Origin of the sequence: Phenylobacterium sp., from assembly GCF_044371015.1 — a bacterium.
Taxonomy (GTDB): Bacteria; Pseudomonadota; Alphaproteobacteria; order Caulobacterales; family Caulobacteraceae; genus Phenylobacterium.
The window spans coordinates 13,213-37,668 of record NZ_JBILUK010000007.1 but is presented as its reverse complement, the minus strand read 5'-3'; the positions used below and the strand labels follow the sequence as shown (position 1 = coordinate 37,668).

26 protein-coding genes and 1 tRNA gene are annotated in these 24,456 nt (G+C 67.3%); 17 read left to right on the top strand and 10 right to left on the bottom strand.

Annotated features, from left to right (window positions below):
• The 3 genes from ACIQ3R_RS01460 to ACIQ3R_RS01450 form a co-directional block, all read left to right on the top strand.
• Positions 1-531: hypothetical protein (locus tag ACIQ3R_RS01460; protein ID WP_397414259.1), on the top strand; the 531-nt coding region annotated here is incomplete at its 5' end.
• A 171-nt stretch (positions 532-702) separates the two neighbouring features.
• Positions 703-1,350: a PEPxxWA-CTERM sorting domain-containing protein gene (locus ACIQ3R_RS01455; RefSeq protein WP_397414256.1), complete on the top strand. Its 648-nt coding sequence runs from the start codon at positions 703-705 to the stop codon at positions 1,348-1,350.
• A 166-nt stretch (positions 1,351-1,516) separates the two neighbouring features.
• A tRNA-Lys gene (locus ACIQ3R_RS01450) sits at positions 1,517-1,592 on the top strand.
• Between the two features lie 45 nt (positions 1,593-1,637).
• Here ACIQ3R_RS01450 and ACIQ3R_RS01445 read toward each other — a convergent pair.
• From ACIQ3R_RS01445 to ACIQ3R_RS01425, 5 genes are read right to left on the bottom strand one after another with little or no spacing between them, the layout of a single operon-like run.
• On the bottom strand, positions 1,638-2,612 hold the full coding sequence (locus ACIQ3R_RS01445; protein WP_397414254.1) for an ABC transporter ATP-binding protein: 975 nt from the start codon (positions 2,610-2,612) through the stop codon (positions 1,638-1,640).
• Complete coding sequence (locus ACIQ3R_RS01440; RefSeq protein ID WP_397414252.1) at positions 2,609-3,700, bottom strand: ABC transporter ATP-binding protein; 1,092 nt, start codon at positions 3,698-3,700, stop codon at positions 2,609-2,611. Before ACIQ3R_RS01440 ends, ACIQ3R_RS01445 begins: the two co-directional genes overlap by 4 nt.
• A complete protein-coding gene (locus ACIQ3R_RS01435) occupies positions 3,697-5,082 on the bottom strand; it encodes an ABC transporter permease subunit (protein WP_397414249.1) in 1,386 nt (461 codons plus the stop codon). The genes ACIQ3R_RS01440 and ACIQ3R_RS01435 overlap by 4 nt, the downstream gene beginning before the upstream one ends.
• A 3-nt stretch (positions 5,083-5,085) precedes the next feature.
• Positions 5,086-6,018: an ABC transporter permease gene (locus ACIQ3R_RS01430; RefSeq protein WP_397414246.1), complete on the bottom strand. Its 933-nt coding sequence runs from the start codon at positions 6,016-6,018 to the stop codon at positions 5,086-5,088.
• Positions 6,019-6,026: 8 nt separating this feature from the next.
• Positions 6,027-7,709 (bottom strand): peptide ABC transporter substrate-binding protein, encoded by a 1,683-nt coding sequence (locus tag ACIQ3R_RS01425; protein ID WP_397414244.1) that lies wholly within the window; start codon positions 7,707-7,709, stop codon positions 6,027-6,029.
• A gap of 482 nt (positions 7,710-8,191) precedes the next feature.
• Here ACIQ3R_RS01425 and ACIQ3R_RS01420 point away from each other — a divergent pair, with 482 nt between their 5' ends.
• A complete protein-coding gene (locus ACIQ3R_RS01420) occupies positions 8,192-8,500 on the top strand; it encodes an Hpt domain-containing protein (protein WP_397414241.1) in 309 nt (102 codons plus the stop codon).
• On the opposite strand, the gene ACIQ3R_RS01415 is transcribed toward ACIQ3R_RS01420, so the two are convergent.
• Both ACIQ3R_RS01415 and gcvA read right to left on the bottom strand, forming a co-directional pair.
• Complete coding sequence (locus ACIQ3R_RS01415) at positions 8,476-8,994, bottom strand: hypothetical protein (RefSeq protein ID WP_397414239.1); 519 nt, start codon at positions 8,992-8,994, stop codon at positions 8,476-8,478. The two genes, ACIQ3R_RS01420 and ACIQ3R_RS01415, sit on opposite strands and share 25 nt — an antisense overlap.
• A complete protein-coding gene (gcvA, locus tag ACIQ3R_RS01410) occupies positions 8,994-9,950 on the bottom strand; it encodes a transcriptional regulator GcvA (protein WP_397414237.1) in 957 nt (318 codons plus the stop codon). The genes ACIQ3R_RS01415 and gcvA overlap by 1 nt, the downstream gene beginning before the upstream one ends.
• 145 nt (positions 9,951-10,095) lie before the next feature.
• Between gcvA and cobA the strand changes: the two genes are divergently transcribed.
• From cobA to ACIQ3R_RS01380, 6 genes are read left to right on the top strand one after another with little or no spacing between them, the layout of a single operon-like run.
• Entirely contained in the window at positions 10,096-10,950 is an 855-nt protein-coding gene (gene cobA, locus ACIQ3R_RS01405) for a uroporphyrinogen-III C-methyltransferase (RefSeq protein WP_397414234.1), read from the top strand.
• Positions 10,951-10,953: 3 nt separating this feature from the next.
• Positions 10,954-11,316 (top strand): DUF2849 domain-containing protein, encoded by a 363-nt coding sequence (locus ACIQ3R_RS01400; protein WP_397414232.1) that lies wholly within the window; start codon positions 10,954-10,956, stop codon positions 11,314-11,316.
• A gap of 4 nt (positions 11,317-11,320) precedes the next feature.
• Positions 11,321-12,976, top strand: a complete 1,656-nt coding sequence (locus tag ACIQ3R_RS01395) for a nitrite/sulfite reductase (RefSeq protein ID WP_397414229.1) — start codon at positions 11,321-11,323, stop codon at positions 12,974-12,976.
• Positions 12,960-13,460, top strand: a complete 501-nt coding sequence (locus tag ACIQ3R_RS01390; protein WP_397414226.1) for a DUF934 domain-containing protein — start codon at positions 12,960-12,962, stop codon at positions 13,458-13,460. Before ACIQ3R_RS01395 ends, ACIQ3R_RS01390 begins: the two co-directional genes overlap by 17 nt.
• A gap of 2 nt (positions 13,461-13,462) precedes the next feature.
• The gene (locus ACIQ3R_RS01385; RefSeq protein ID WP_397414223.1) at positions 13,463-14,203 is read left to right on the top strand and encodes a phosphoadenylyl-sulfate reductase; all 741 of its coding nucleotides are present in this window, start codon (positions 13,463-13,465) and stop codon (positions 14,201-14,203) included.
• A 9-nt stretch (positions 14,204-14,212) separates the two neighbouring features.
• Positions 14,213-15,028: a ferredoxin--NADP reductase gene (locus ACIQ3R_RS01380; protein ID WP_397414221.1), complete on the top strand. Its 816-nt coding sequence runs from the start codon at positions 14,213-14,215 to the stop codon at positions 15,026-15,028.
• Between the two features lie 2 nt (positions 15,029-15,030).
• Here ACIQ3R_RS01380 and ACIQ3R_RS01375 read toward each other — a convergent pair whose 3' ends face one another.
• The gene (locus ACIQ3R_RS01375) at positions 15,031-15,519 is read right to left on the bottom strand and encodes a superoxide dismutase family protein (protein ID WP_397414219.1); all 489 of its coding nucleotides are present in this window, start codon (positions 15,517-15,519) and stop codon (positions 15,031-15,033) included.
• A gap of 124 nt (positions 15,520-15,643) precedes the next feature.
• Between ACIQ3R_RS01375 and fliQ the strand changes: the two genes are divergently transcribed.
• From fliQ to ACIQ3R_RS01345, 6 genes are all read left to right on the top strand, one after another.
• On the top strand, positions 15,644-15,910 hold the full coding sequence (fliQ, locus tag ACIQ3R_RS01370; protein ID WP_397414217.1) for a flagellar biosynthesis protein FliQ: 267 nt from the start codon (positions 15,644-15,646) through the stop codon (positions 15,908-15,910).
• A 36-nt stretch (positions 15,911-15,946) separates the two neighbouring features.
• Complete coding sequence (fliR, locus tag ACIQ3R_RS01365; protein ID WP_397414215.1) at positions 15,947-16,708, top strand: flagellar biosynthetic protein FliR; 762 nt, start codon at positions 15,947-15,949, stop codon at positions 16,706-16,708.
• Positions 16,705-17,793 carry a flagellar biosynthesis protein FlhB gene (gene flhB, locus ACIQ3R_RS01360; RefSeq protein WP_397414212.1) on the top strand — a complete coding sequence of 363 codons (1,089 nt, stop codon included), beginning with the start codon at positions 16,705-16,707 and terminating at the stop codon, positions 17,791-17,793. Before fliR ends, flhB begins: the two co-directional genes overlap by 4 nt.
• 59 nt (positions 17,794-17,852) lie before the next feature.
• Entirely contained in the window at positions 17,853-19,931 is a 2,079-nt protein-coding gene (gene cckA / locus ACIQ3R_RS01355; protein ID WP_397414210.1) for a cell cycle histidine kinase CckA, read from the top strand.
• Between the two features lie 189 nt (positions 19,932-20,120).
• A complete protein-coding gene (locus ACIQ3R_RS01350; RefSeq protein ID WP_397414208.1) occupies positions 20,121-20,933 on the top strand; it encodes an SDR family NAD(P)-dependent oxidoreductase in 813 nt (270 codons plus the stop codon).
• 138 nt (positions 20,934-21,071) lie between these two features.
• Positions 21,072-21,806 carry a dienelactone hydrolase family protein gene (locus ACIQ3R_RS01345; protein ID WP_397414206.1) on the top strand — a complete coding sequence of 245 codons (735 nt, stop codon included), beginning with the start codon at positions 21,072-21,074 and terminating at the stop codon, positions 21,804-21,806.
• A gap of 13 nt (positions 21,807-21,819) precedes the next feature.
• Here ACIQ3R_RS01345 and ACIQ3R_RS01340 read toward each other — a convergent pair whose 3' ends face one another.
• Together ACIQ3R_RS01340 and ACIQ3R_RS01335 are read right to left on the bottom strand one after the other, a co-directional pair.
• Positions 21,820-22,644 (bottom strand): enoyl-CoA hydratase-related protein, encoded by an 825-nt coding sequence (locus ACIQ3R_RS01340; RefSeq protein ID WP_397414203.1) that lies wholly within the window; start codon positions 22,642-22,644, stop codon positions 21,820-21,822.
• A 61-nt stretch (positions 22,645-22,705) separates the two neighbouring features.
• Complete coding sequence (locus ACIQ3R_RS01335; protein WP_397414201.1) at positions 22,706-23,533, bottom strand: phytanoyl-CoA dioxygenase family protein; 828 nt, start codon at positions 23,531-23,533, stop codon at positions 22,706-22,708.
• Positions 23,534-23,590: 57 nt separating this feature from the next.
• Between ACIQ3R_RS01335 and ACIQ3R_RS01330 the strand changes: the two genes are divergently transcribed.
• On the top strand, positions 23,591-24,451 hold the full coding sequence (locus tag ACIQ3R_RS01330) for a TauD/TfdA dioxygenase family protein (RefSeq protein WP_397414199.1): 861 nt from the start codon (positions 23,591-23,593) through the stop codon (positions 24,449-24,451).
• Positions 24,452-24,456 lie beyond the last annotated feature (5 nt).

The following is a 24,456-nucleotide window of genomic DNA, read 5'->3' as shown; positions in this document are numbered from 1 at the left end:
TGGGTGACGGACTCTCACGGAGACCGGATCGCCGAAGGCCTGAAGACACCCGAGGCGATGGCGGGCGTGATCGCCAAAAGGCGCGCGGTGCGGCAACTCGCGGCGGCGGCGGATGAGCGGCGGGTGCGGGTGAACGTCGGGCCGCGCAAGCCGGGCGAGCTCTATCGCAACGGCGAACCTGTGGACCTCAGCGTGGTGCATCGGGGAGACGGCGGCTGGCTGACGGCGTTCAATCTGGCCGGCGATGGCACGGTGCAACTGCTCTATCCGCTGAACGGCGACGGCGACGGACGGATGGTCGCCGGCCAGAGCCGGGTGGTGCTGGCCCGCACCAAGGCCGTCGCGCCATTCGGGGTGGACAATGTGGTGGCCATCGCCACGCCGTCGGATCCAACCCTGCTGCGCGCCGGTCTGCGACGGATCGACGGGAAGCGGGATGCGGCCGTGGCGGCGGGCCTGGTGCAGGACGCGCTGGATCAGGCCAAGGGCAAGGCCGCCCTGGGCCTGGGCGAACTCTACACCGGGCCATGAGCCGCCCGCCCAGGCGAATTCCCCTCCTGAGCGAAACGACGACCTGTCCGACGAATGACTGTCGACCGGGCAACCCCTCATTTCCGACAGGTAGGCGCGGGCCGCGCCTGAAGTGAAGATGCGTGGACAAGAGCCGGACCGTTGGGGTCGGCCGAATTGTGGACGCGCACCGTGAAACTCATCCTCTCGAGCCTCGCAGCGGTGGCGACCATGAGCGCCGCCCTGTCGGCCACGTCGGCCCAGGCCGCGCACTACGTCTTCAATCTGACCGGAGATACGTCGAACCTGACGACCTCCTCTTTCAACTCGGGCGGATCGCTCTACGAGACCGGAGAACTGGCCCTTGAGGGTTTCACGCCGATCACACTCGTTGACGGCGACACCTTTGAGGCGACCGTCACCATAACAGGGGCCAACCTGCCGCCGTTTCCCCAATTCATCTTGCCGCTGCGCGACGAGATGTTCTTCGGCTTCAACTTCGCCGATGTGCTCGGGGGCGCGCAGCCGACCGACGCGCAGGCCAATGGCGAGTTTCGGTTCGACGGCGGCGGACCGGTGGGCTCAGGCTGCGGCAACTGCACCAGCTTCATCATCGGCATGAACAACACGCCCTTCGGGTTCGACAGCTTCACCGCGACCGGCACGTTTACGCTGGGTGCGCCCTACGAGGTGAACTTCGCTTCGATCAGCTACCAGGTCCGCGATTATCCGGTCGCCGTGCCTGAGCCAGGCGTCTGGGCGCTGATGATCCTCGGCTTCGGCGCGGCCGGGGCGACGATCCGAGCCCGACGCCATTCCAACCCCGTTGCGGCGGCCTGACACGGCAAGTCGCGCGGCGGCCGCGGCGGATGGCTCCGTGTCAACCGTCCGCCGCGGCCAACCCTTTTTCGGTCCCAGGCGAACCAGCCCTTGCCAAGGGCGCGGCAATGCGTATTTTCCGCGCCCTCGCCGCTGGTCCCTCAGATGAGGGTTTCCGGGGCTCGGCGGGTGCTTAGCTCAGTTGGTAGAGCAGCTGACTCTTAATCAGCGGGTCGAGGGTTCGAATCCCCCAGCACCCACCACTTTTCGCCTTCGTTGATCGGTGAGCGTTCCGCCGCCCGGCGGACTCAAGAGCCGTACAGGTGGCAGGCGACCTGGCGGCCCGGATCCTCGGACACCGGCTTGAGACGCGGCGTTTCGTGTCGACAGACGTCCATCACCTTCGGGCAGCGGCCCTGGAACCGGCAGCCCGGGGGAACATCCACCGGCGAGGGGATTTCGCCCGTGACGGTCGCCGACCGCCGATTGCGTTCACTTGCCGGATCCGGCTCGGGATTCGAGGCGACCAGAATTTCCGTATAGGGGTGCTTCGGATTGAAAAAGACGTCGGACGCCGGTCCGATTTCGACGATGACGCCGAGATACATCACCGCCATGCGATCGCTGACGTAGCGCACCATCGACAGGTCATGGGCGATGAACAGCAGGGTCAGACCCATGGAGGTCTTCAGTTCATCCAGCAGGTTCACCACCTGGGCCTGAACCGAAACGTCGAGCGCGGAAATCGGCTCGTCGCAGACCACGAACTCGGGCTCCAGGATCAGGGCGCGCGCGATCCCGATGCGCTGGCGCTGGCCGCCGGAGAACTCGTGCGGATAGCGTGACATGTGATCGGGCTCCAGCCCGACGCGCTTCAGCCAATCGCCGGCCCGATCGCGGATCTCCGCGGCGGACAGCTTGGTGTGAAGTTGCAGGCCCTCGCCGACGATCTCGCCGACCGTCATGCGGGGATTCAGCGACGAATAGGGGTCCTGGAAGATCATCTGGGTCTTCGGCGCCCAATAGCGGAAGTCCTCAGGTCGATAGCGCTGGGGCAGCGGCTGCCCCCGATAGGTCGCGGTTCCCGATGTCCGGGGGTGCAGGCCGATAAGCGTCTTGCCCAGGGTCGACTTGCCCGAGCCGGACTCCCCCACCAGGCCGACCACCTCTTTCTCATGAATGGTCAGGGATACCTGATCCACCGCGTGGATCTTCCGACCGCCGGGCAGCGGGAAGTACTTGGTCAGCTGGTCGGCCACCAGCAGAGGTGGGTTGGCGCTCATGCGGGCGAGTCCGAGTTCTGGCCGTTGTGCGCGGCGGCGGGGGCGGCCCCGTCGCGATAGTGCAGGCCGGCGGGGCGGGGCGCCGAGGGGTGATGAAGCCAGCAACGGGCCGAATGCCCCGATCCCACCGCGAACGGCTCCGGGTCGCGTGCGCTGCAGACGCGCATCGCATGAGGGCAACGGGCAGCGTAGGCGCAGCCGGCCGGCGGCGCGAACAGATCCGGCGGGCTGCCCTCAATGGGCATCAGCCTATGCGCCCGGTCCGAGCTGTTGCTTGGCATCGCCGAGCGCAGGCCGAGCATGTAGGGATGGGCGGAGCGGTAGAAGACGTCGTCGACGCCGCCACGCTCGGCGACCTGGCCCGCATACATGACCACCACCTCATCGGCCATGCGCGCCACCACGCCGAGATCGTGGGTGATCAAAATGATCGCCGTCCCGTTGTCCCGCTGCAGATCGGCGAGCAGATCGAGCACCTGGGCCTGGATCGTCACATCGAGCGCGGTCGTCGGTTCATCGGCGATCAGGATCGCGGGTTCGCAGGCGATAGCCATCGCGATCATGGCGCGTTGCAGCATGCCGCCGGAGAACTCGAACGGATACTGGTTGGCGCGCTGCGCCGCTTCCGGAATCCGCGCCATGTCGAGCAGTTCGACCGCCCGGTCGAGCGCGCGCTTGCGGCTCCATCCGCGATGCACCTCCAGGGTCTCGGCGATCTGTCGGCCGATCGTCATGGTCGGGTTCAACGAGGTCATCGGGTCCTGGAAGATCATGCCGATCTCCCGCCCACGGATCTCGCGGCCGTCGATCTCGGTCCGACCGAGAATGTCGACCCCGCGCAGACGCGCGCGCCCCGAGGTCAATCGACCCGGCGGCATCGGGGTCAGGCCCATCAGGCTCTGGACGGTCACCGACTTGCCGCACCCGGACTCGCCCACGATGGCCAGGGTCTTGCCCGCCTCGACCGAAAAGCTGACGCCGCGTACGGCCTTCACCGAGCCGCCGTAGGTGTCGAACTCAACGCGCAGATCTTCGACCTCAAGCAGCGGCGGACCGCCCGTTGGGTCGCGGGACTCCAAGTTGGTCATTCGCGCGACCTCATCTTGGCGTCGAGGGCGTCGCGGAGGCCGTCCCCAAGCAGGTTGAACGCCAGAACCGTGACGCTGATCATGATCGCCGGAAACAGCAGTTCATGCGGGTGGATCAGCATCGACTTGATGCCCTCATTGCTCATGCCGCCCCAAGACGGCGTGGGCGGGGCGACGCCCATCCCGATGAACGAGAGAAACGCCTCGGTGAAGATCGCGCTGGGCACAGCGAAGGTTAGGGTCACGAGGATGACGCCCATCGTATTGGGAATCATGTGACGCAGGACGAGGTAGTCCGTCCGGGCGCCCAGGAGCCGGGCGGCGTTGACATAGCCCTCTTCGCGGACCTGCAGGATCTGTCCGCGGACCAGCCGGGCGGTCCCGGGCCAGGACAGCATCACCAGGGCGACGATCATCGGCAGGATGCCGCTCTGACCGGGGCCGATCCCGAACGCGATCTTGAACAGGATCATGAACAGCAGGAACGGCAGGGCGATCACGAAGTCGGCGAAGCGCATCATGATCTGGTCAACGCGCCCCCCCAGGAAGCCCGCCAGGCTGCCGTAGGCGACGCCGAATGCGACAAACAAGAGCGGCGCGACGATCCCGATGAAGAGGGAGACCCTTGCGCCGTGCATGAGCCTGGCCAGCATGTCCCGGCCCAGATAGTCGGTGCCGAGCGGGTGCAGGGCGAAGCGGACCTTGTCGCCGACCTTCAGCGTTTCCGAGGGCGTCTGAAGGCCCCGGGACACGGCCTCCGCCACCGTGATGACCGCCACCGGCGTGACCGCGAGGGCCTGTGGGGCGGACATGTCGGCGCCCGAAGCATCCAGGGCGGCGACGGTGTAGAAGTAGGTCTCGGCGCGAAGATCGAGCCGGTCTTCGTAGCGCGTCTCGGACGCCGTCAGGGTCTGTGCGATCGGCAGCCCGAGGGGTTCTCCGGGCGCGTTGGGCACGATGTTACGATAGATGCGATAGGCTTGGGCGCCAGGCACCGGATCCCAGATCAGCCGCACCGCCTGGGTTTTGGCGGGGTAGGCGAGCCGCAGTCCGGCGCCGGCCGGCAGCACGGCCTCGCCGTTCCACGGCCGGTAGGGATCGGTCAGCGTGACTTCGCGCTCGGCGCCCGGCGGGCGGCTGACCTGATCCAGGTCCTGGGCGGAAGGATCGACGCGCCAGACCAGCGGGCCCAGCAGCGTGAACATCAGCATGCCGATCACGATGTAGAGCGAGATGATCGCCCGGCGATTGGCGCGCAGCCGGATCCAGGCGTCCTGCCAATAGGACAGCGAGGGACGCGAGAGCTGCTGGCGCCGCTGCTCGGCCGCCAGGGGCGTGAAGTCCTCGGGCGCGGGTTCGATTGGGTGAGACAAGGACGCCACGGGCTACTCCAGCCTGACCCGGGGATCGATGAGCCCGTAGAGCAGGTCCACGATGATCACCATGAGAACCAGGAACGATCCGAAAAACACGGTGGTTCCCATGATCACGGTGTAGTCAAGTTGTTGAACAGCTTGGACAAAATATCGACCCAAACCGGGAATGGCGAAGACCGACTCCACAACAAAGCTGCCGGTTGTGATCCCTGCGATCGCCGGCCCCAGCACGGTGACCACCGGAAGGATCGCATTGCGGAGCTGGTGGCGGGTGAAGATCCGCGTCGCGGGCAGGCCCTTGGCCTTCGCGGTGCGCAGATAGTCGGAATTGATGATCTCCAGCATGGAGCTGCGCATCAGGCGGGTGAGATAGGCCATGGTCCCAAGTCCCAGGACCAAGGCGGGGACCAGCATGTGCGAGACCGTGCCCCAGCCCGCCACCGGCAGCAGCGAGAAGCCCAGCAGGTCGTTCAACTTGACCAGGGCCAGCTGCCCCAGCGCGGCGAAGACGAAGCTCGGCACTGAAATGCCGAGGATCACGAAGAACATGATCAGGATGTCGGGCAGTTTGTTGCGGTAGAGCGCCGTAAGGGCGCCAAACAGGATTCCGCCCAGCGCGGCGAAGACGATGGCCAGCACCCCCAGGGTCGCGGAAATGGGGAAGTGCTCGCGAATGATGTCGTTCACCTCGCGGTTCTGCTGCGTGAACGAGATGCCGAAGTCGCCGCGCGCCAGATTGCCGAGATAGATCACATACTGTTCGCCGAGCGGCTTATCGAGGCCGTACTTGGCCTCGAGATTCTTGCGGATCTCGGCCGAGACTGCGCGGTCCCCGCTCATCGGATCTCCGGGCACCGCATGCATCGCCAGGAACGTGGCCGTGGCGATGAACCAGACCGTGATGAGGCCCTGAACCAGCCGCTTGAGGGTGTACTTCCACATGGCTCGCCCTACTTCCCGACGATGCTGACGCCGGTGTAGTCCGGGTCGAACCCGGCCACGCGGCGCACGACGCCCTTGAGCCGGGGATCCACGATGTAGACCACCCCGGGCTCATAGGTCGGGATCATTGGAGGATCCTCGACCAGGATGTTCTGGATCTCGCCGAAGGCGTCCATCCGCGTTCGCACGTCGGTCGAGGTCTGAGCAATCTCGACCAGTTGGTCGAGCCTGGCGTTCTTGTAGCGTCCGCGGTTGTTGGAGTTCCACGACGCGTACAGGTCCGCGAAGGTGAGGGGGTCTGGGTAGTCGGGATTCCAACCGGCGGAAACGATGTCGAAATCCCCCGCCGACATCTTGGCCAGGCGCTGCTTGAAGATCTGCTTGTCGATCCGGATCTCCAGACCGAGTTCCCGACGGAACGTCTCCTGATAGTACTCGGTCAGCTTGTCGCCCAGGGCCCCATCGTCCGAGAGCAGCGTCAGCGGCGGGATCTTGTCGACGCCCAACTGCTTCTTGGCGAGGGCGAGCTGTCGACGCGCTTCGTCGGCGTTGGGGATGACCCGTTTCACCGGATACTCTTCACGGAACTTGCCCTCGACACCGTCCAGCCAGATCGGGAACAGGGACCTGGCCGGTATGTTGCCCGGCAGCTTGATGACCCGATAGACGATCTCATCGGGATCGACGATCAGCTGGATCGCCCGGCGCAGGTGGATGTTGGCGGTCGGCCGACCCTCGCGGTGGTTGAACTCCAGATACGCGACCGCACCGCGCTGGAAGCGGTTGATCGGCCACCGCTTCAGCATGGCCTCGTTCAGGTTTTCCTGGTTGAGGCCCGCGACCGCGATCTTGCCGTCCTTGTAGAGGTTGATCAGGGCGTTGGGATCGCTGCTGAAATAGGCGAAGTCGAGGACATTCAACTTCACGCGGTCCTTGTCCCAGTAGGTGGGGTTCTTTTCCATCCGCAGGCTGGCGCCATGAACCCAGCGGGTGATCTTGAAGGGGCCATTGTAAAGCAGCGTGTCGGCGTCGGCGCCGTATCGCCCCTTCATGGCGTTGTAGAAGTCTTCGCGTATCGGATTGAAGGTCTTGAAGACCATCAGCTTGTCGAAATAGGCGACCGGGCGAACCAGTTCCACCTTCAGGACGCGGTCGCCGTCTGCCACCACGCCCATGCTCGAGAGGGGCATCTGCCCCTTGTTGATGGCTTCCGCATTCTTGATCGAAAAGAAGATGGTGGCGTACTCGCTGGCGGTCTTCGGATCGACCGCCTTGCGCCAGGCGAACACGAAATCATGCGCCGTGACGGGTTTGCCATCGCTCCAACGCGCGTCGGCCCTAAGCCAGAAAGTGGCTCTGGTGGGTGTGATTTCCCAGCGCTCTGCAACGCCCGGCAGCAGTGCGCCGCCCTCGCCGTTGCGGATCAGGCCCTCGGTGACATGACCCAAGACCATGCTGCTGATGGTGTCGGTGCTGCGGGTGCTGTCGAGCTGCGGCGGTTCGTCGGCCAGCGCGAGCGTCACCGTGCCCGTGGCGGCGTCCACACCCTTGCCGACCCGCCCGCCGCCGGCCTGATTGGACGCCCACGACAGGCCGAACATCAGGAGGGCGACGCCGAGAATCGAGGCGGCCGCGATCAGCAGCAACTGCCGACCCGCCGCCTTTCCGAAACGATCCGTGTCTCCGGTCACGCGCGCGCCGTGACGAGGGGGCTGGCGAGGGGGTCTAACGATAGGGACAGTTCAGCCAACTCTCCCAAGACGCACCCACGCATCGTTCCTTTGATCCCTCTGATCCGAGCTTCCCCGGCGGGCCCCGCCGTCAGGCCGCATCGGAAGTTCCGCGACGAAACAAACGGATACTCACATCTGGAGCCAAACGCCAAGTCTCTGATGCATCGGGGTCGATTGGCGCGTCGCATGCCGCCAGATCGTCATGAGCGGCTGGATTTTCCGGCGCCGACCCGGGCTTCACACTTGCCGCGAGCGCCTGTTGCATGAAAAACCTCCGGCGCGCACCACCTTGCGGCCGGTCGCCTCAGGAACCCCGAAGCCATGTTTTGGAACGTCATGATCGGGCCCAACGGCCTGGACCGCGCCATGCGGCTCCGTGCTGCGGCATCAGGCGATTTAGGGGGAGCGGACGGCGACACGCCGTGCGGCCGGCGCCGGACATGAGCCGCGTCGACTTCGCCTATCTGGAGTCCTACGTCGGTGGCGACCGCGCGATCGCCGCCGAGGTGCTGGTCCTGTTCCAGGCGCAGGCCGAGGGATGGCGTGCGGCGCTCGCCGCACCCGGGGCGGGCTTCCGGGATGTCGTCCACACGATGAAGGGCGCCGCGCATGGGGTAGGGGCCCGCGCATTAGGCGATGCTGCGGCGCGAGCTGAGCTGGAGGGTGCGGGACAGGCGCCGTTGGTGCTTGAGGCGCTGGATGCGGCGCTCTCGGAGATCGACGCCTATCTGACCGGCGACAGGACCTGATCCGAGTAGGTCTCCACGACCTTGGAGATCGGCTTGCCGTCGGGCCGGACCAGGATCGCGGTGTTCCGCAGGACGCCCTGGCCTGAAGCCGGCGCCTCGCTCGCCAGGGGGCGTCGTCGGTAGTCCAGCGGCCGGGCGACAACGCCGAAGGGCGTGGGGGTGGTCTCCAGGGCGCGGTTCATGGCCGGCGTGAGGCGTCCGGGCGCGTACCAGTTTTCAGCGCGGGAAAGCACGACCCCGGCGCAGCTGAGTTCGACGCGGCGATAGCCGACCGGCGCCCAGGGCCGGAGCTGCAGATCGCGACGCGCGGCGGCGGTGGCGGCGGGGTCGGCTTGGGTCGGCAGCACGGCGGCGATGATGGTCTGTCCCGGCGCGCGGGCGTCGCAGAGGCGCTGAAGAACCGCTGTGGCGCTGTCGCTTGCGGCGAGCTCCGCCTGGAACGCCTCCAAGCCCGGTGCGGCGAGGGCCAGGACCGCGAGAATGGCCGCCGCCATCAGATGCCCGCGCCGTTGTCGATGGCGGCGAGCGCCGCCTCGTGGGCCGCAGCCTCGGATTCGATCCAGGCGACGAAGGCCTTCACCTGGGGCAGGCGGCCCTTGGCCTTGGGGTGCACAAGATAATAGGCGAAGTCGACGGCGGTGGCGATCTGCAGGGGCGAGACGAGACGTCCGGCGTCGAGGTCCGCCTGGGCCAGCGTGCGCTTGGCCAGCGCCACGCCGCGACCGTTGGCGGCGGCCTCGATCACGAGGCTGGACTGGTTGAACCGCGGCCCGCGATGGCCGTCGACGCCGCGCAGGCCCCGCGCCGCCAGCCACATGGGCCAGTCGGGGCAGCTGTCGTCGATGTCGGGGGAACCGTCGTGCAGGAGCACGTGGTGGACCAGGTCTTCGGGTGTCGCCAGCGGCTGGCGCTCCAGCAGTTCGGGGCTGATCACCGGGATCACCGCCTCGCTGACGAGGCGCTTCACTTCCAACCCCGGATAGCGCCCTGCGCCATAGCGCAGCGCGAGATCGACCTCGCCGGCCGTAAGGTCGACGATCTCCATGCCGGCGTTGAGCCAGACATCGACCTGGGGGTGCGCGCGCTCGAAGGCGCCCAGGCGCGGGGCGAGCCACTTGGCGGCGAACGAGGGCGGGGCGGTGATGGTCAGGCGGCGACCATCGACCGCAGCGGTGAGCAGGCTGGCGGCCTCGGCCAGCCGGTCGAAGGCCTCACGAAGCGCCGGCAGGGCGGTCTGAGCGGCGTCGGTGAGCAGCAGGCCCTTTGGCGTCCGCTTGAAAAGCGCCGCGCCCACATAGTCCTCAAGGTTCTGAATCTGCTGGCTGACTGCGCCAGGCGTCACCGTCAGCTCGTCGGCGGCGCGGCTGAAGTTCAAATGGCGAGCGGCCGCCTCGAACGCCCGCAGGGCGTTCAAGGGTGGCAGCCGCCGGCGGGCGACGTTGCGCTCCATCGAGTTTTCCTGATGCCCCCGGCAGAAGTCCTTGGCTTGCGACTTGGGCCCTCAAGGCCTTGATTGCAAGCGTCCGGCGGTGTCTCAGCCCCTCCCAGCCGGCCGCCTCACGTGGGCGAGGGCGTTAGAGAAGCTAAAGATCACCATGCCGCGGCAAGGGGAAACAAGCGCAAAGGGCCTCGTGGTCCTGGGCGGCAGCCGGGAGCCGCGGCCGCCGGGCGAGGTTTGGCTGGTGGGCGCTGGTCCGGGCGATCCGGAACTGCTGACCCTGAAGGCCCTGCGCGTCCTGGGGACCGCCGATGTGGTGGTCCATGACGGCCTGGTCTCGGATGAGATTCTGGATCTCGCGCCCCCGCAGGCGCGGCGGATTTCGGTGGCCAAGCGTAAGTCGCGGCATTCCTACAGCCAGGACGAGATCGGTCGGATGCTGGTGGCGTTCGCCCTCGATGGGCTGACCGTGGTGCGGCTCAAGGGCGGCGATCCCTTCATCTTCGGACGCGGCGGCGAGGAGTTGGAAGCCTGCCGCGAGGCGGGGATCGCCTGCTACGTGGTGCCAGGCGTGACCGCGGCGCTGGCGGCGGGCGCTTCAGCCGGCGCGCCTCTGACCCATCGCGGGGCGGCGCAGGCGGTGACCTTTGTAACCGGACACGCGGCCAAGGGCGGCGAGCCGGACCTGGACTGGGCCGCTCTGGCCAAGGCCAACCAGACGGTGGTGATCTACATGGGTCTGTCGCAGGCGGGGGTGATCGCCGGGCGCTTGCTCGCCGCCGGACGGGATCCCTCGACGCCCGCGTTGATCGTGGAGAATGCAAGCCGGGCCGACGAGCGTCGCGTTCTGACCACGCTTGCGGGGCTCGCGGCGGCGGCGGAGGCGCTTTCGGGCCCGGCGTTGCTGATTTTCGGCGAGGCGATGGCGATGGCGGAGGCTCAGGTCCTCTCCGTCCCGCCCTCCGTGCGGTCTACCTCCCCGGCGCTGCGGGCGAGCAGGGGCGGGAGATAGGTGATGAAGGCGCTGACTGCGAACCGGCTCTCTGACGGCGAGGTGGTGTTCTGGAACGGCGGGCTGTGGATCGAGCGGTTCGCCGACGCCGAACTGTGGGCCGATAACGATCCGGCCGCGACCCAGGCGGAGGCCGAGGGCCGCGCCCAGCCGACGGTGGTGATCGACGCCTATCTGATCGACCTGGTGGAGTCCGAGGGCGTCTGGGCGCCCCTCAGCTACCGGGAACGTATTCGGGCCCTGGGGCCCACCAACCACCTCGGCCACGGCAAACAGGCCGAAGGCGGGGCGATGATCGAAGCGTTGCAGCATGCCTCCGGCGCGGCGCGTTCGACCGGCCGCGTCAACCTGATCAAGCGGAAGTAGCGCGATGTACCAGTACGACACCCTCGACAAAGAGATGCTGGCCGACCGGACCGCCGAGTTCCGGGGCCAGGTTGCGCGGCGTCTCGCGGGCGAGCTCTCGGAGGACCAGTTCAAGCGGCTGCGGCTGATGAACGGGCTCTATCTGCAGCTGCACGCCTACATGCTGCGCGTGGCGATTCCCTATGGCTCGCTGAACCCGACGCAGATGCGCAAACTGGCGCTGATCGCGCGCACCTATGACAAGGGCTACGGCCACTTCACCACGCGGACCAACATCCAGTTCCACTGGATCAAGCTCGCCGACACGCCGGACATCCTGGATCACCTGGCCGAAGTGGACATGCACGGCATCCAGACCTCCGGGAACTGCATCCGCAACACCACCACTGACCCCTACGCCGGCGCGACGGCCGAGGAGGTCGATGATCCGCGCGTTTGGGCCGAGGCGATCCGGCAGTGGTCGACCTTCCACCCGGAGTTCACCTTCCTGCCGCGCAAGTTCAAGATCGCCATTACTGCGGCGCCCAAGGACCGGACGGCGGCGCGGGTGCACGACATCGGCCTGGTGCTGAAGCGGGCGCGAGACGGCGCCCTGGGCTTTGAGGTGATCGTCGGCGGCGGCATGGGGCGCACGCCCTATGTGGGCCCGACGATCCGCGAGTTCCTGCCAGCCAATCGGTTGGTCTCGTATCTGGAGGCCGTACTGCGGGTCTACAATCGCCACGGTCGGCGGGACAATCTCTACAAGGCGCGGATCAAGATCCTCGTCGCCGCGCTCGGCAAGGACGAATTCGCGCGTCAGGTCGAGGAGGAGTGGCTCAAGATCGGTGAGGGGGCGGACTTCCCCGACACCGAACTGGCGCGAATCCGCGGCGCCTTTGCGCCGGTGGCGTTTGAAACGCTGCCCTCGCGCTCCGAGGCGATGGAGGCGGCCCGGTCGACCCAGCCGGCCTTTGCGCGGTTCCTGCGCAACAATCTGAAGCCGCACAAGAGAGCCGGCTACGGCATTGTCGAGATCAGCCTGAAGGGCATCGGCGAGACCCCCGGCGATGCGACGGCTGACCAGATGGACGTGGTGGCGGATCTGGCCGAGCGATTTGGCCAGAATGACATCCGGGTGACGCACGAGCAGAACCTGGTCCTGCCGCATGTGAAGCTGGACGACCTTCCGGCGGTCTGGGCGGCGCTCGACGCGGCCGGACTGGCGACGCCCAACATCAATCTGGTCAGCGACATCATCGCCTGCCCGGGACTGGACTATTGCGCCCTGGCCAACGCGCGGGCGATCCCCATCGCCCAGCACATCGCCGAGAAGTTCCGCGATCCAGACCGCGCCGAGCGGGTGGGCGAACTGAAGATCAAGATCTCGGGCTGCATCAACGCCTGCGGCCACCATCACGTGGGGCACATCGGCATCCTGGGCGTCGATAAGAAGGGCGAGGAGTACTACCAGCTTACGCTCGGAGGCTCCGGAGCCGAGGACGCTTCGCTGGGCGCGATGCTGGGACCGGCGCTGCCCTACGAGCGGGTGGCCGACGCGGTGGACACTCTGGTTGACGTCTACCTGCGCGAGCGGCGCGATGGCGAACGCTTCCTCGACACCTTCCGGCGCACCGGCGTCGCGCCGTTCAAGGAGGCCGTCTATGCCGACGCTCATTGAGATGACGGGCGGCGTCGCGCGCGCCGTTGAGGACTCCCTTCGGCACATCTCTGACGATGACGACGCCGGGACGGGGGATGTGATCGTTTCCCTGACGCGGTTCCAGGCGGATGGCGAGCGGCTGCTGGCCAAGGGCCGCCGGGTGGGCGTGCGGATCGCGCCCGGTGAAGAGGTCGAGGCCCTGGCATACGACCTGCCGCGCCTGGCGGTGGTCGCGGTGGAGTTCCCCAAGCACCTGGACGGTCGGGGCTACACGAGCGCGCGGCTGTTGCGCGAGCGTCTGGGCTTCAAGGGGCAAGTCCGGGCGGTGGGCGATGTGCTGCGCGAGCAGGCCATGTTCCTGGTGCGGTGCGGCTTCGACGCATTCGAGGTCTCCGACGGAGCGAGCGCCCAGGAGTGGCAGGCGGCCGTCGGCCGGTACCGCCATGTCTATCAGCGCGCGGCTGACGGACGGCCCCCGGCGTTCGTCGAGAGGGAGGGTTGAGCATGGCGTTTGACACCCTGGAGCGGACGGGCTCGCTCGCGTCGCGGCTCGATGCGGAATTGCGTCGCGCCCATCCCCGCACCGTGCTGGAGGCGGCCGTGGAAAGCTTTGGCGACAAGCTGGCGCTGGTCTCCTCCTTCGGTGCGGAGTCGGCGGTGCTGCTGCACCTGGCCGCCCAGGTGAAGTCGGACATCCCGGTGCTGTTCCTGGATACAGGCATGCTCTTCGGCCAGACGCTCGACTATCGCCAGCAACTGGCTGAGCGGCTGGGGCTTACAGACGTCCGCGACCTCCGTCCCGCTTTCCAGGATCTTGCGGTCGGCGATCCCGAGGCCAAACTCTGGCAGACGGACACCGACGCCTGCTGCCATATCCGCAAGGTGCTGCCGCTGGATCGCGCGCTTTCCGGCTTCGAGGCCTGGATCACCGGTCGCAAACGCTTCCACGGCGGCGACCGGCTGCACCTGCCGGTGGTTGAGTTCGCCGACGGCCAGGTGAAGTTCAATCCGCTGGCCAACTGGGGCAAGGCCGACCTCGACGCCTATGCGGCCCAGTACGACCTTCCGGCTCATCCGCTGGTGGCGAACGGTTTTCCCTCACTGGGCTGCTGGCCCTGCACGCAACCGGTGGAGGACGGGCAGGATGTGCGCGCCGGGCGCTGGAAGGGGATGGACAAGACCGAGTGCGGCATCCATGTGGCCCGCGCGCCGGGGACGCCTAACAACGTTGGCGGCGACATCTAGGACTCTGGGATGAACCACGTGACCTTTGCCGAGCCCTCGCTGAAGGCGAGCGGCGCCTTCTTCGTCGAGACCGTAACCTGGGTCCATCATTGGACTGACAGGCTTTTCTCGTTCCGCACCACGCGCGATCCGGGCTTCCGCTTCCAGAGCGGCCAGTTCGTGATGGTGGGTCTGTCCAAGGAGGACGGCAAGCCGCTGGTGCGCGCCTACTCCATCGCCTCGCCCTCCTGGCATGAGGAACTGGAGTTCTATTCGATCAAGGTGCCGGACGGCCCGCTGACCTCGCGACTGCAACATCTGAAGGTAGGCGATCAGGTGCTGATCGGCCGTAAGCCGACGGGCACCCTGGTGCTGGATGGGCTGAAGCCCGGCAAGCGGCTCTATATGCTGGGCACCGGAACCGGCCTCGCGCCTTGGCTGTCTCTGGCGCGGGATCCGGAAGTCTACGATCGCTTCGAGCAAGTGATCGTTACGCACACGGTGCGCGACGTGGCGGACCTGAACTATCGCGAGATGTTCGAGCACGACCTGGCGGCCGACGAGATCCTGGGCGAACTGATCGGCGACAAGCTGCGCTACTATCCCACCGTGACCCGGGAGCCGTTCCGCACCCAGGGGCGCATCACCAATCTGATCGCTTCGGGCCAGATGTTCCGCGACCTGGGCAACCCGCCGTTCGATCCGGCCGAAGACCGGGTCATGCTGTGCGGCGGGCCATCCGTGCTGGTCGACCTGAAGCAGCAGTTGCTAGATCTGGGCTATGTCGAAGGCTCGCTCGCCCAGCCCGGCGACTTCGTGCTGGAACGCGCCTTCGTCGAGACCTGACCCTACTTCAGCTCACCGCAGGCGATCCGCGGACCCGCGCCGCCGATGGGTTGAGTCGTGTGATCATCGGGGTTTGCGTGGATCACCACCGAGGACCCGTCGGCGTCGCGCAGGGCGGCCAGGGTCGTAAGCGCGCTGAACACCTCCGCCTTGCCGATCCCGTCGGCTCCCACGAAGAGATTGGGGAGATCACCCGCTTCATTGGCCGCCGGGTTCAAGAGACCGTGGATCCGGTCGCCGCCGCCGTGAACATGGCCGCCGGCCGATGTGAAGTCTGACTTCGAACAGTCGGCCTTTTCATGGAAATGAAGGCCGTGCCATCCCGGCGCAAGACCCTGGGTCTCGACCCGCAACAGCACGCCCTTGGGCGCCGCTGTGAACGTGACCTGGCCGACGAACGCGCCGGCGTTTGACTTCATAGGGATGGTCACGGCCTGCGCGTGCGCGGTCGTGGCGACAAAGAGCGCGAGGGCGGCGGCGAGGCGGATCATGGGGAACTCCAGACGCGGATGATGTGCGACATCTAGGCCGTTGGGAGCACAGGCCCAACCCCTTTGCTTCCCTTTCATTAACCATGATCGACCAGGGTGCGACGACCGATGTCAGGGGAGAGTTGTGATGAGCGGCGCCGAGGTTTTGGACGTCGGGCGGGACGCCATCTGGCTGACCATCCAGCTGTGCGCGCCTGTACTTCTGGTGGGCCTGATCGTCGGCGTCGGCATCGGCCTGTTGCAGGCGCTGACCCAGATCCAGGAACAGACCCTTGTCTATGCGCCGAAGATTGTCGCGATCTTCGTCTCGCTGATCGTGTTCTTCCCGCTCATGGGCGCGCTGATGAGCAGCTTCATGCAGAATATCGCCGCCCGCATCGCGGACATGTGAGGGCGCACAGGTCGGAACGGGCGGAGCGCCCGCGCCATGGAAGACTATGCGACAGCCCAGCAGGTCTATGCCGCCGGCCTCGTCTTCGCGAGGCTGGGAGCGGTCGTGATGCTGTTGCCGGGCGTCGGGGAGACCTTCGTGCCGCCGCGTATCCGGCTGAGTTTCGCGTTGGCCCTCGCGTTGATGATGTATCCGACCATCGGGCCGGCCGTTCCGCCGTTGCCGACGGGCGCGGGTGATCTGGGGCTGGCGGTCATCCGCGAGTTGTTGATCGGGCTGATGATCGGCGCGATCCTTCGGCTGTTCATGAACTCGCTGGCTACGGCGGGTGAGATCGTCGCGTTGCAGACGACGCTCGGGTTCGCGCAGACCGCCAACCCGATGCAGGCCCAGCCGTCGACGACCATCGGCACCTTCCTTGGCTTGATCGGAATTGTGCTGGTCTTCGCAACAGACCTCGATCACCTTTTTCTGACGGCCATTGTCCAGTCGCATGATCTGTTTCCGTTCTCCCGCAATGTGCCGGTGGCCGACGCCGGGCAACTGGCGCTTGAGACGCTGGGCCGGAGTTTTGGGCTGGGGCTGCAGCTGGCGGCGCCGGTGGTGGTGTTCTCGCTGGTGTTCAACGTCGCCACGGGCCTGGTCGGGCGGGTCATGCCGCAGTTCCAGGTGTTCTTTATCGCCACGCCGCTGAACGTGCTCCTCGGCCTGGCGATCTTCGCGCTGAGCCTGGGGGTGCTGGGTCTGGTGTGGGTGGATCGCTTCCGTGAACTCACAGGGGCTTTCGCCACGCCATGAGCGAAGCGCCAGATCGTGAATCAAAGACAGAAGAGGCCACCCCGCGAAAGCTTGATCAGGCGCGGGAAAAGGGCGACGCGATCAAGACGCTCGACCTTCCGTCGTTCGCAACCTTGGCGGCGACCGGCGGCGTCATACTGGTGGCCGGCGGCTGGCTCGCCCAACAGATGGCCTTCCAGCTGTTGCCGTTCCTCGCACGCCCCCAGAGCATGACGCTGGAGGGCGCCGGCGGCGTCGAGGTCTTCAAGCACGCCCTGGCCGCTTCAGCCCCGACGCTGGTCCTGGTGATGGCGGCGGCGATGATCGCCGGCGGCGGAGCGAGCCTGATCCAGACCGGCTGGCATGTGGTTCCGGACAAGGTGAAGCCCGAGCTTTCCAAGATCGCGCTCGACAAGGGCTTTGTGCGTCTCTTCGGGCCCGATGGCCTGATGCAGTTCGGCAAGAGCCTGGTGAAGGTGGTGATCATCGGCGTTCTGACCTGGTGGATCATTGAGCCCTATGCGGCCAAGTTCCAGAATCTGGCGGCGCTGGAGCCGGCGGCGATACTCCCGTTCACGATGGAAATCCTGAAGCGACTGGTGTTCGCGGTCGCGGCGCTCAGCCTGGTGATCGCCGCCGGTGACTGGCTCTGGCAGCGCCAGCGGTTCCTGGTGCGCAACCGCATGACCCCGCAGGAACTGAAGGAAGACTTCAAGCAGACCGACGGCGACCCGCACGTGAAGGCTCGACAGCGTCAGATTCGCCATGAGCGCGCGCGTCGCCGGATGATGCAGGCGGTGCCCACCGCCACAGTGGTGGTGATGAACCCGACGCACTATGCCGTCGCGCTGAAATACGAGCAGGGCGAGTCCGGGGCGCCGGTCTGCGTGGCCAAAGGGCTCGACGCGCTGGCGCTCAAGATCAGGTCCGTGGCCGAGGAAGCCGGCGTTCCGGTGGTGGAAGACCCGCCGTTGGCCCGCGCGCTGTATGCGGCGGTGGACCTCGACGAGATGATCCCGCCGGCGCACTACGAGGCGGTGGCCAAGGTCATCGGCTTTATCCTGAACGCCGCCCAGCAACGCCGCCGTCCGGCGAAACCTCTCTGATTTGAAGCGTCTGTGACAGAATGCAGTTTAACGATTCGCCGGAAGCGCTGAGCCCGAACATGGCCGAGCCACCGACCCGAACCCGCCGTGTGGACCCGATCATCGCGCTTGCGGTGCTGTTCTTCCTGTTGGCGGTTGTGTTCGCCGGCGCGCCGCTGCTGAACGAGCCGATCGACTCGCTGGCCAGCGCCCTTCTGCTCATCGGGTTGGCGGGCGTGGCCTGCATAGGGCTCTTCGTGCTGCGAGGGCCCGTCGAGGCCCCGTCGGACACCGACCAGGGCGCCGAGACGTTTCTGAACGCACTGGATGAGCCGGCGACGGTGGTGGGGGCGGACGGCCGCATCTCGGCGGCCAACACAGCCTGGCGTGCGGCCATGGGCGCCGCGCCGCGCCTGCCGAAGTCGGGTTCGGCGGCGTCGGGGCTCTTTGCGGCGCTGGCCGTGGCGCGGCGGGGCGAGCTGGGCCGCGCCGAGCTTAAGACCCGGGAAGGCGTCCGAGAGGCGCTGGTCTCACCGCTCGGCGGACGGCGCTTTCTGGTGCGACTGCCCGGACGCAGCGACAAGGCTCTGGCGTTGCCGGCGGGCGCGCTGGAAGTTTTGAATGCGGTCGCGGGGGCCAAGGCGCCGCCGCCCAAGGTCCTGGACGCCTTCGCCGCCGCCTCTCCGTTTGGCGCAGCGTTGCTGGAAGGTCCGGATCCCTTCAGCGCGGTGATCGTCCAGTCGAACGCGGCCCTGTCCGATCTGGCCGGCGGCGGCGAGGCGGGTCAGGTATTCGGCGCGTTGATCACGCCCAAGAGCCTGGCGGAGGCCAGCGCGCGGCTCGCGGAGGCCAACGCCGGACATGCGCCCCTGGAAGTTCACCTCGCGCGCGATCCGACCCGCATCGCACACCTCTATCTGACCCAGACCGGCGACCGCTGGGTCGCCTATTTGGTCGATGTCTCGGAGCAGAAGCAGATCGAGCTGCAGCTCGCGCAGAGCCAGAAGATGCAGGCGATCGGCCAGCTCGCCGGCGGCGTGGCCCATGACTTCAACAATCTGCTGACCGCGATCCTGATGCAGCTTGATGTGCTGGCGAGCCGCCATCCGGTAGGCGACCCTTCGTATGAGGGGCTGAACGAGATCAAGCAGACCTCGATGCGGGCGGCCGATCTGGTGCGCAAGCTGCTGGCGTTTTCCCGCAAGCAGACCGTCCAGCGCGAAAGCCTCGATGTCGGTGAGATGATCAGCGAGTCGGAGGTGCTGCTTCGGCGGCTTTTGCCCGAGGCGATCAAGCTCAAGACCGACTATGGCCGCGACCTGCCGCGGGTTCGGGCGGACCGGTCGCAGCTGGACACCGCGGTGATGAACCTGGTGGTCAACGCCCGGGACGCCATCCGGAGCCATGGCGGCGGCGAGATTCGCATTCGCACGGCGCGCGTATCGGCCGAGGAGGCGCGGGCGCTCGGCTATCCCACCGCCGCCGTCCCGCAGGCGATGGTGGAGGTTTCCGACGACGGGCCGGGCATTCCAGCCGAGGTGATCAGCAAGATCTTCGACCCCTTCTTCACCACCAAGCCGGTGGGCGAGGGCACGGGCCTGGGGCTCGCCACGGTCTACGGCATCGTCAAGCAATCGGACGGCTGGATCGCGGTGGTCTCGCAGCCGGGCGAAGGCGCGGCGTTCCGGATCTTCCTGCCGGTTTATCTGACGCCGGAGGGCGTCGAGCAGGCTCCGGCGCCTACGGTGGTCGCGCCCCGCCGACCCGTCGCGCGGGACCTGTCGGGGGCCGGGCGCATCCTGTTCGTGGAGGACGAGGACGCGGTGCGGGGCGTTGCGGCCAAGCTGCTGCGGGCGCGCGGCTATGAGGTGATGGAGGCGGCCAGCGGGGAAGAGGCGCTGGAGATCGCCGAGGCGCACGCCGGCCAGATCGACCTGATGATCTCCGACGTGGTGATGCCGGGCATGCAGGGGCCCGAGCTGCTCAAGCAGGCGCGCGGCTATCTGGGCGACGCGCCGGTGATGTTCATCTCGGGCTATGCGGAGAGCGAGTTCTCCGACCTGCTGGAAGGCGAGCGCGACGTGACCTTCCTGCCCAAGCCCATCGACATCAAGACCCTGGCCGAGCGGGTGAAACAGCAGCTGGCCAAGGCGGCTTAGGCGGCGAGGGGCTGGCCCCCTCCACCGCCCCCGGAACACGTCCGGGGGCGGTCCCCCTCCCCCGATGGGGGAGGACAATGGCGCTCTCGCGCTCCCCCTCAGCATAACTGACCGAGGGGCTCTCTCTTGCCTTCCGGCTCCGGGCGCGCGAGCGTGCGGATAACGGAAAGAACGGTATGGGAGGCGGGTATGACGCGGGTGAATCCGAACGGGACCTTGCGGGGCAAGACGGCGCTGGTGACCGGCGCCAGCCGCGGGATCGGCGAGGCGATCGCGGTCAGGCTGGCGATGGAGGGCGCGAAGGTGGTGGTGTCGGCGCGGACCGCGGCTGACGGGGAGAGCAAGCTTCCAGGCACCCTGGCCCATACGGTCGAGCGCATCCGGGCGGCGGGCGGCGAGGCGGTGGCGGTCAAGGCCGACCTCTCCAGCGAGGCGGAGCGCGAGCGGCTGATCGCGGAGGCGACCGCCGCCTATGGCCCGCTGGACATCCTGGTGAACGATGCGGCGGTAACCTTCTTCATCCCGGTGGAGACGTTCCCCAAGAAGCGCTTTGACCTGATGATGGAGGTGCAGGTCTGGGCGCCGATGCACCTCTGCCAGCTGGTGCTGCCCTCGATGCGGGAGCGCAAGCAGGGCTGGATCGTCAATATCTCGTCCGGCGCGGCGTTTCATCCCAAGCAGCCCTATGTCCGCCGCTCGGGCGGCACGGTCTATGGCATGTGCAAGGCGGCGCTGGAGCGGTTCACCACGGGTCTGGCGTCGGAGGTGTTCGACGACAATGTGGCGGTCAACGTGATCTCGCCGGGGCTGGTGGATACGCCCGGCGTTGCGGTGCACGGGCTGATCAACGAGCAGACCAAGGATCGGGTGCAGCCCATCGAGTACATCGCCGAGGCGACCTATCAGCTCTGCAAGGGCGACCCGAAGGTGATGACCGGCCGCATCGACCATGCGGGACCGTTCCTGGAAGAAATGGGGCTGAAGCCCTCGGCGCTGGTTTAGAGGAAAGCCCCCTCAGTCGCTTTGCGACAGCTCCCCCGGAGGGGGAGCACAAGGTCCTTGGTCCTCCCCCAGGCGCGCCAGCGCCGAATCGGGGGAGGTGGCCGCGAAGCGGACGAAGGGGAGCGAGGAGGAGACCTCATGCTCGAACGCACGATCGACATTCCGACCCGAGACGGGCGGACCACCACCTTCATCGTCCATCCGCAGAGGGAAGGGCCACACCCGCTGATCCTGTTCTTCATGGACGCGCCGGCGATCCGCGAGGAGTTGCGCGACATGGCGCGGCGCATCGCCAGCGTCGGCTACTATGTGATGCTGCCCAACCTCTACTATCGGCGCGGGGTGATGGAGCTCGGCGACCTGCCGCCCTTGCCGGAGGATCAGGCGCGGGCGCGGATGTTCGACCTGATGGGCTCGATCGATATCCCGATGGTGATGAGCGACACCGAGGGGCTGATCGCCTTTGCCGACACCGACCCGGCGGCCAAACCCGGCGCGGCGGGCGCCATCGGCTACTGCATGAGCGGCCAGTACGCCATCAACGCCGCGGCGCGCTTCTCGCGGATCGCCTGCGCCGCCTCGCTCTATGGCGTGCAACTGGTCACCGATGGGCCTGACAGCCCCCATCGCGTGGCCCAGGCGACCGACGCCGAGCTCTATTTCGCCTGCGCCGAGCACGACACCTGGGCTCCGCTGGAGACGGTGGCGGCGCTGGAGGAGGCGCTCAAGGCCGACGGCGCGCGCGCCGAGGTGGAGATCTATCGCGGCGTCCACCACGGCTTCGCCTTCCCGCAGCGCGCGGTCTACGACAAGCCGGCCGCCGAGCGGCACTGGGCGCGGCTGTTCAGCCTGTTCCGGCGGAATTTGGGGTAGGGGCTGACCGGCCCTACCCCTCCTTCGTCCGGTAGTCGCCGAATGTGGAGTCGCGGGTGTTGAGGGCCTGTTTCACGCCGCCGCGCATCTGGGCCATGAACTCGCGGCTGGCCTTGGTGTGCCAGCCGAGCGCGTGGAGCTCGGTGCCCGCGCGCAGGCCGGCGCGCATCCCCATGGCCTCCATCTGGCGGTGAACGAGCCGCTTGTTCAGCTGGGCCAGCTCGGGGTCGACCTTGGCGATCCGCTCGGCCATGGCGGTCACGGCGGGCTCCAGCGCGTCCAGCGGATAGGCGCGGTTGGCGAAGCCCAATTGCGCCGCCTCGACGCCGTTGATGCTGTCGCCGGTGAGCATCAGCTCCATGGCTGAACGCATGCCCATCAGCCAGGGGTAGAACTGGTTGTCGGGCGAACTCATGGTGCGAACGGCCGGGTAGCCGACCTGAGCGTCTTCGGCGATGTAGACAAGGTCGCAGGCGAAGGCGAGTTCTGAGCCGCCCGCGAGGCACCAGCCGTGAACCTGGGCGATGATCGGCTTGGCGAGGTCCCACATCCGGAAGCAGCCCTCGACCACGTGGCGCGCCCATTGTCCCTGGGCGCCGGCGGTGTGGAAAGGCAGTTCGCCGACGCCCGCCAGGTCGTAGCCCGATGAAAAGCACTTGCCGGCGCCGCGCAGGATGATCACCCGCACGTCCGGGTCCTTGTCGGCGGCTTCCAGGGCGGCGAACAGTTCGCCGCGCAGGGCGTTCGAGAGGGCGTTGCGCTTGTCCGGGCGGTTCAGGGTCAGTCGCCGGACGCCGGGTGCGGGGCTGTCGGTCAAAAGGATCGGTTCATCGGCCATGAGAGTTCTCCTGCGCCTATGGCGGGCCGGCGCCCCAGCGTGAGTAAAGCCTCTCCTTGGGTCAGAAGCGGTCGGGCCGTTGCGCCACCACCGGCGGAACCCAGCCGGGCTCAAGCGCCTTCAGCGGATGCACGGAGCTGACCATGCCCATGAAGGTGGGGTGCAGGCCGTAGCCGAGCAGGGTTTGCAGGCGGGGCGACATGGCGCGAACCTGCTCGCGGGGGACGCCCAGGTAGAAGTTCTCCTGGGTGCGGGCCCAGGGCTGGCAATACTGGTTGGTGAAGGCGAGGCGAGGGCGGTCGGTGCGGTTGGCGCCGCCGCGATGCACCAGCGTGCCGGGGAACACCACCGCCGCGCCGGCGGGGATCTCCATCGGAACCAGCAAGGGCTCCATCTCGGCATGGGTGGCCAGTCGGCCGGGCGCGCCGGGATCCCCCCAACGGTGGCTGCCGGGGATCACCTCAGTGGCCCCGTTCTCGGCCGTGAACGGGTCGACGGCGGCGATGATGCTGTAGCTGACAGCCGGGCGTGGGCGGGGCAGGCGATAGAAGCCGTCGTCGGTGTGCAGGCTCTGGGCCGTCTCGCCGGGGCGGATGGAGATCGCCTGGCTGGCGGTGAGCAGGAAGTCGGGCAGCAGGACGCGGGAGAGGATCTCCATCAAGCGCGGTTCTTCGGTCAGTCGCTCGAAGACCCCACCGCGCGCCACGAGGGTGTAGACCCGCTCGGTCGAAAAGCCCTCGAAGGCGTTACGGCCGAGGTGCGCGCCGAGGAAAGGTTCGAGGCCTGCGCGGACCTCAGCCAGGGTCGCCGCATCCATGAAGTCGGGGATCACGGTGAACCCCTGGTCGTTCATCTCAGCCAGGGCGCGGTCCAGATCGAAGCCAGCCATCTCGCGTCGTCTCCGGGTTTGAGGCTAGTCTAGCGGCAACAAGCGATGGGAGGCGATATGGGCCAGATTGAGATTCGCCGGACAGCCGGCGCGCTGGGGGCCGAGATCGGCGGCGTGGACCTGGCCCAGGATTTGCCGGACGCGACCATCGCGGCGATCCGCGCGGCGCTGGTCGAGCACCAGGTGATCTTCTTCCGCGACCAGGATCTGAGTCCCACGCGGCAAGTGGCGCTGGGCCGGCGGTTCGGGCCGTTGAACATCCACCCCTATGTGTCGGGCATGGATGGCCATCCCGAGGTGATGGAGATCATCAAGGAGCCGTCCGACAAGTCCAACTTCGGCGGCGGCTGGCACTCCGACATGAGCTTTTTGAAGACGCCGGCGATCGGGTCGATCCTGCACGCGATCCAGGTGCCGGAGTGGGGCGGCGACACCCTGTTCGCCAGCCAGGCGGCCGCCTTCGAGGCCCTCTCACCTGCGATGCAGGCGACGCTGGAGGGGCTGTCGGCTGTACATTCGGCGGCGCGGGAGTACGCCTCGGGCGGGCATTCGGCCCAGAAGCGCGGCTCCATGAAGGTGGCCGAGGCCGACGGCTATGTGGGCGAATATGTCCACCCCGTGGTGTTGACCCACCCGGAGAGCGGGCGGAAGGCGCTCTATGTGAATCCGGCCTTCACGATGCGATTCGAGGGCTGGAAAGCGCGCGAATCCCGGCCGCTGCTCCAGTTCCTGTTCGACCATTGCCGGAGCGAGGCCTTCACCTGCCGCTTCGCCTGGACCAAAGGGGCGGTGGCGTTCTGGGACAATCGCTCAGTCTGGCACTACGCGCTGAACGACTATCCGGGCCAGCGACGGCACATGCGCCGGGTGACGGTGGATCCCTGGCCGGTGGCGGCAGCCCGCGAACGGGCCGCCTGATCCGG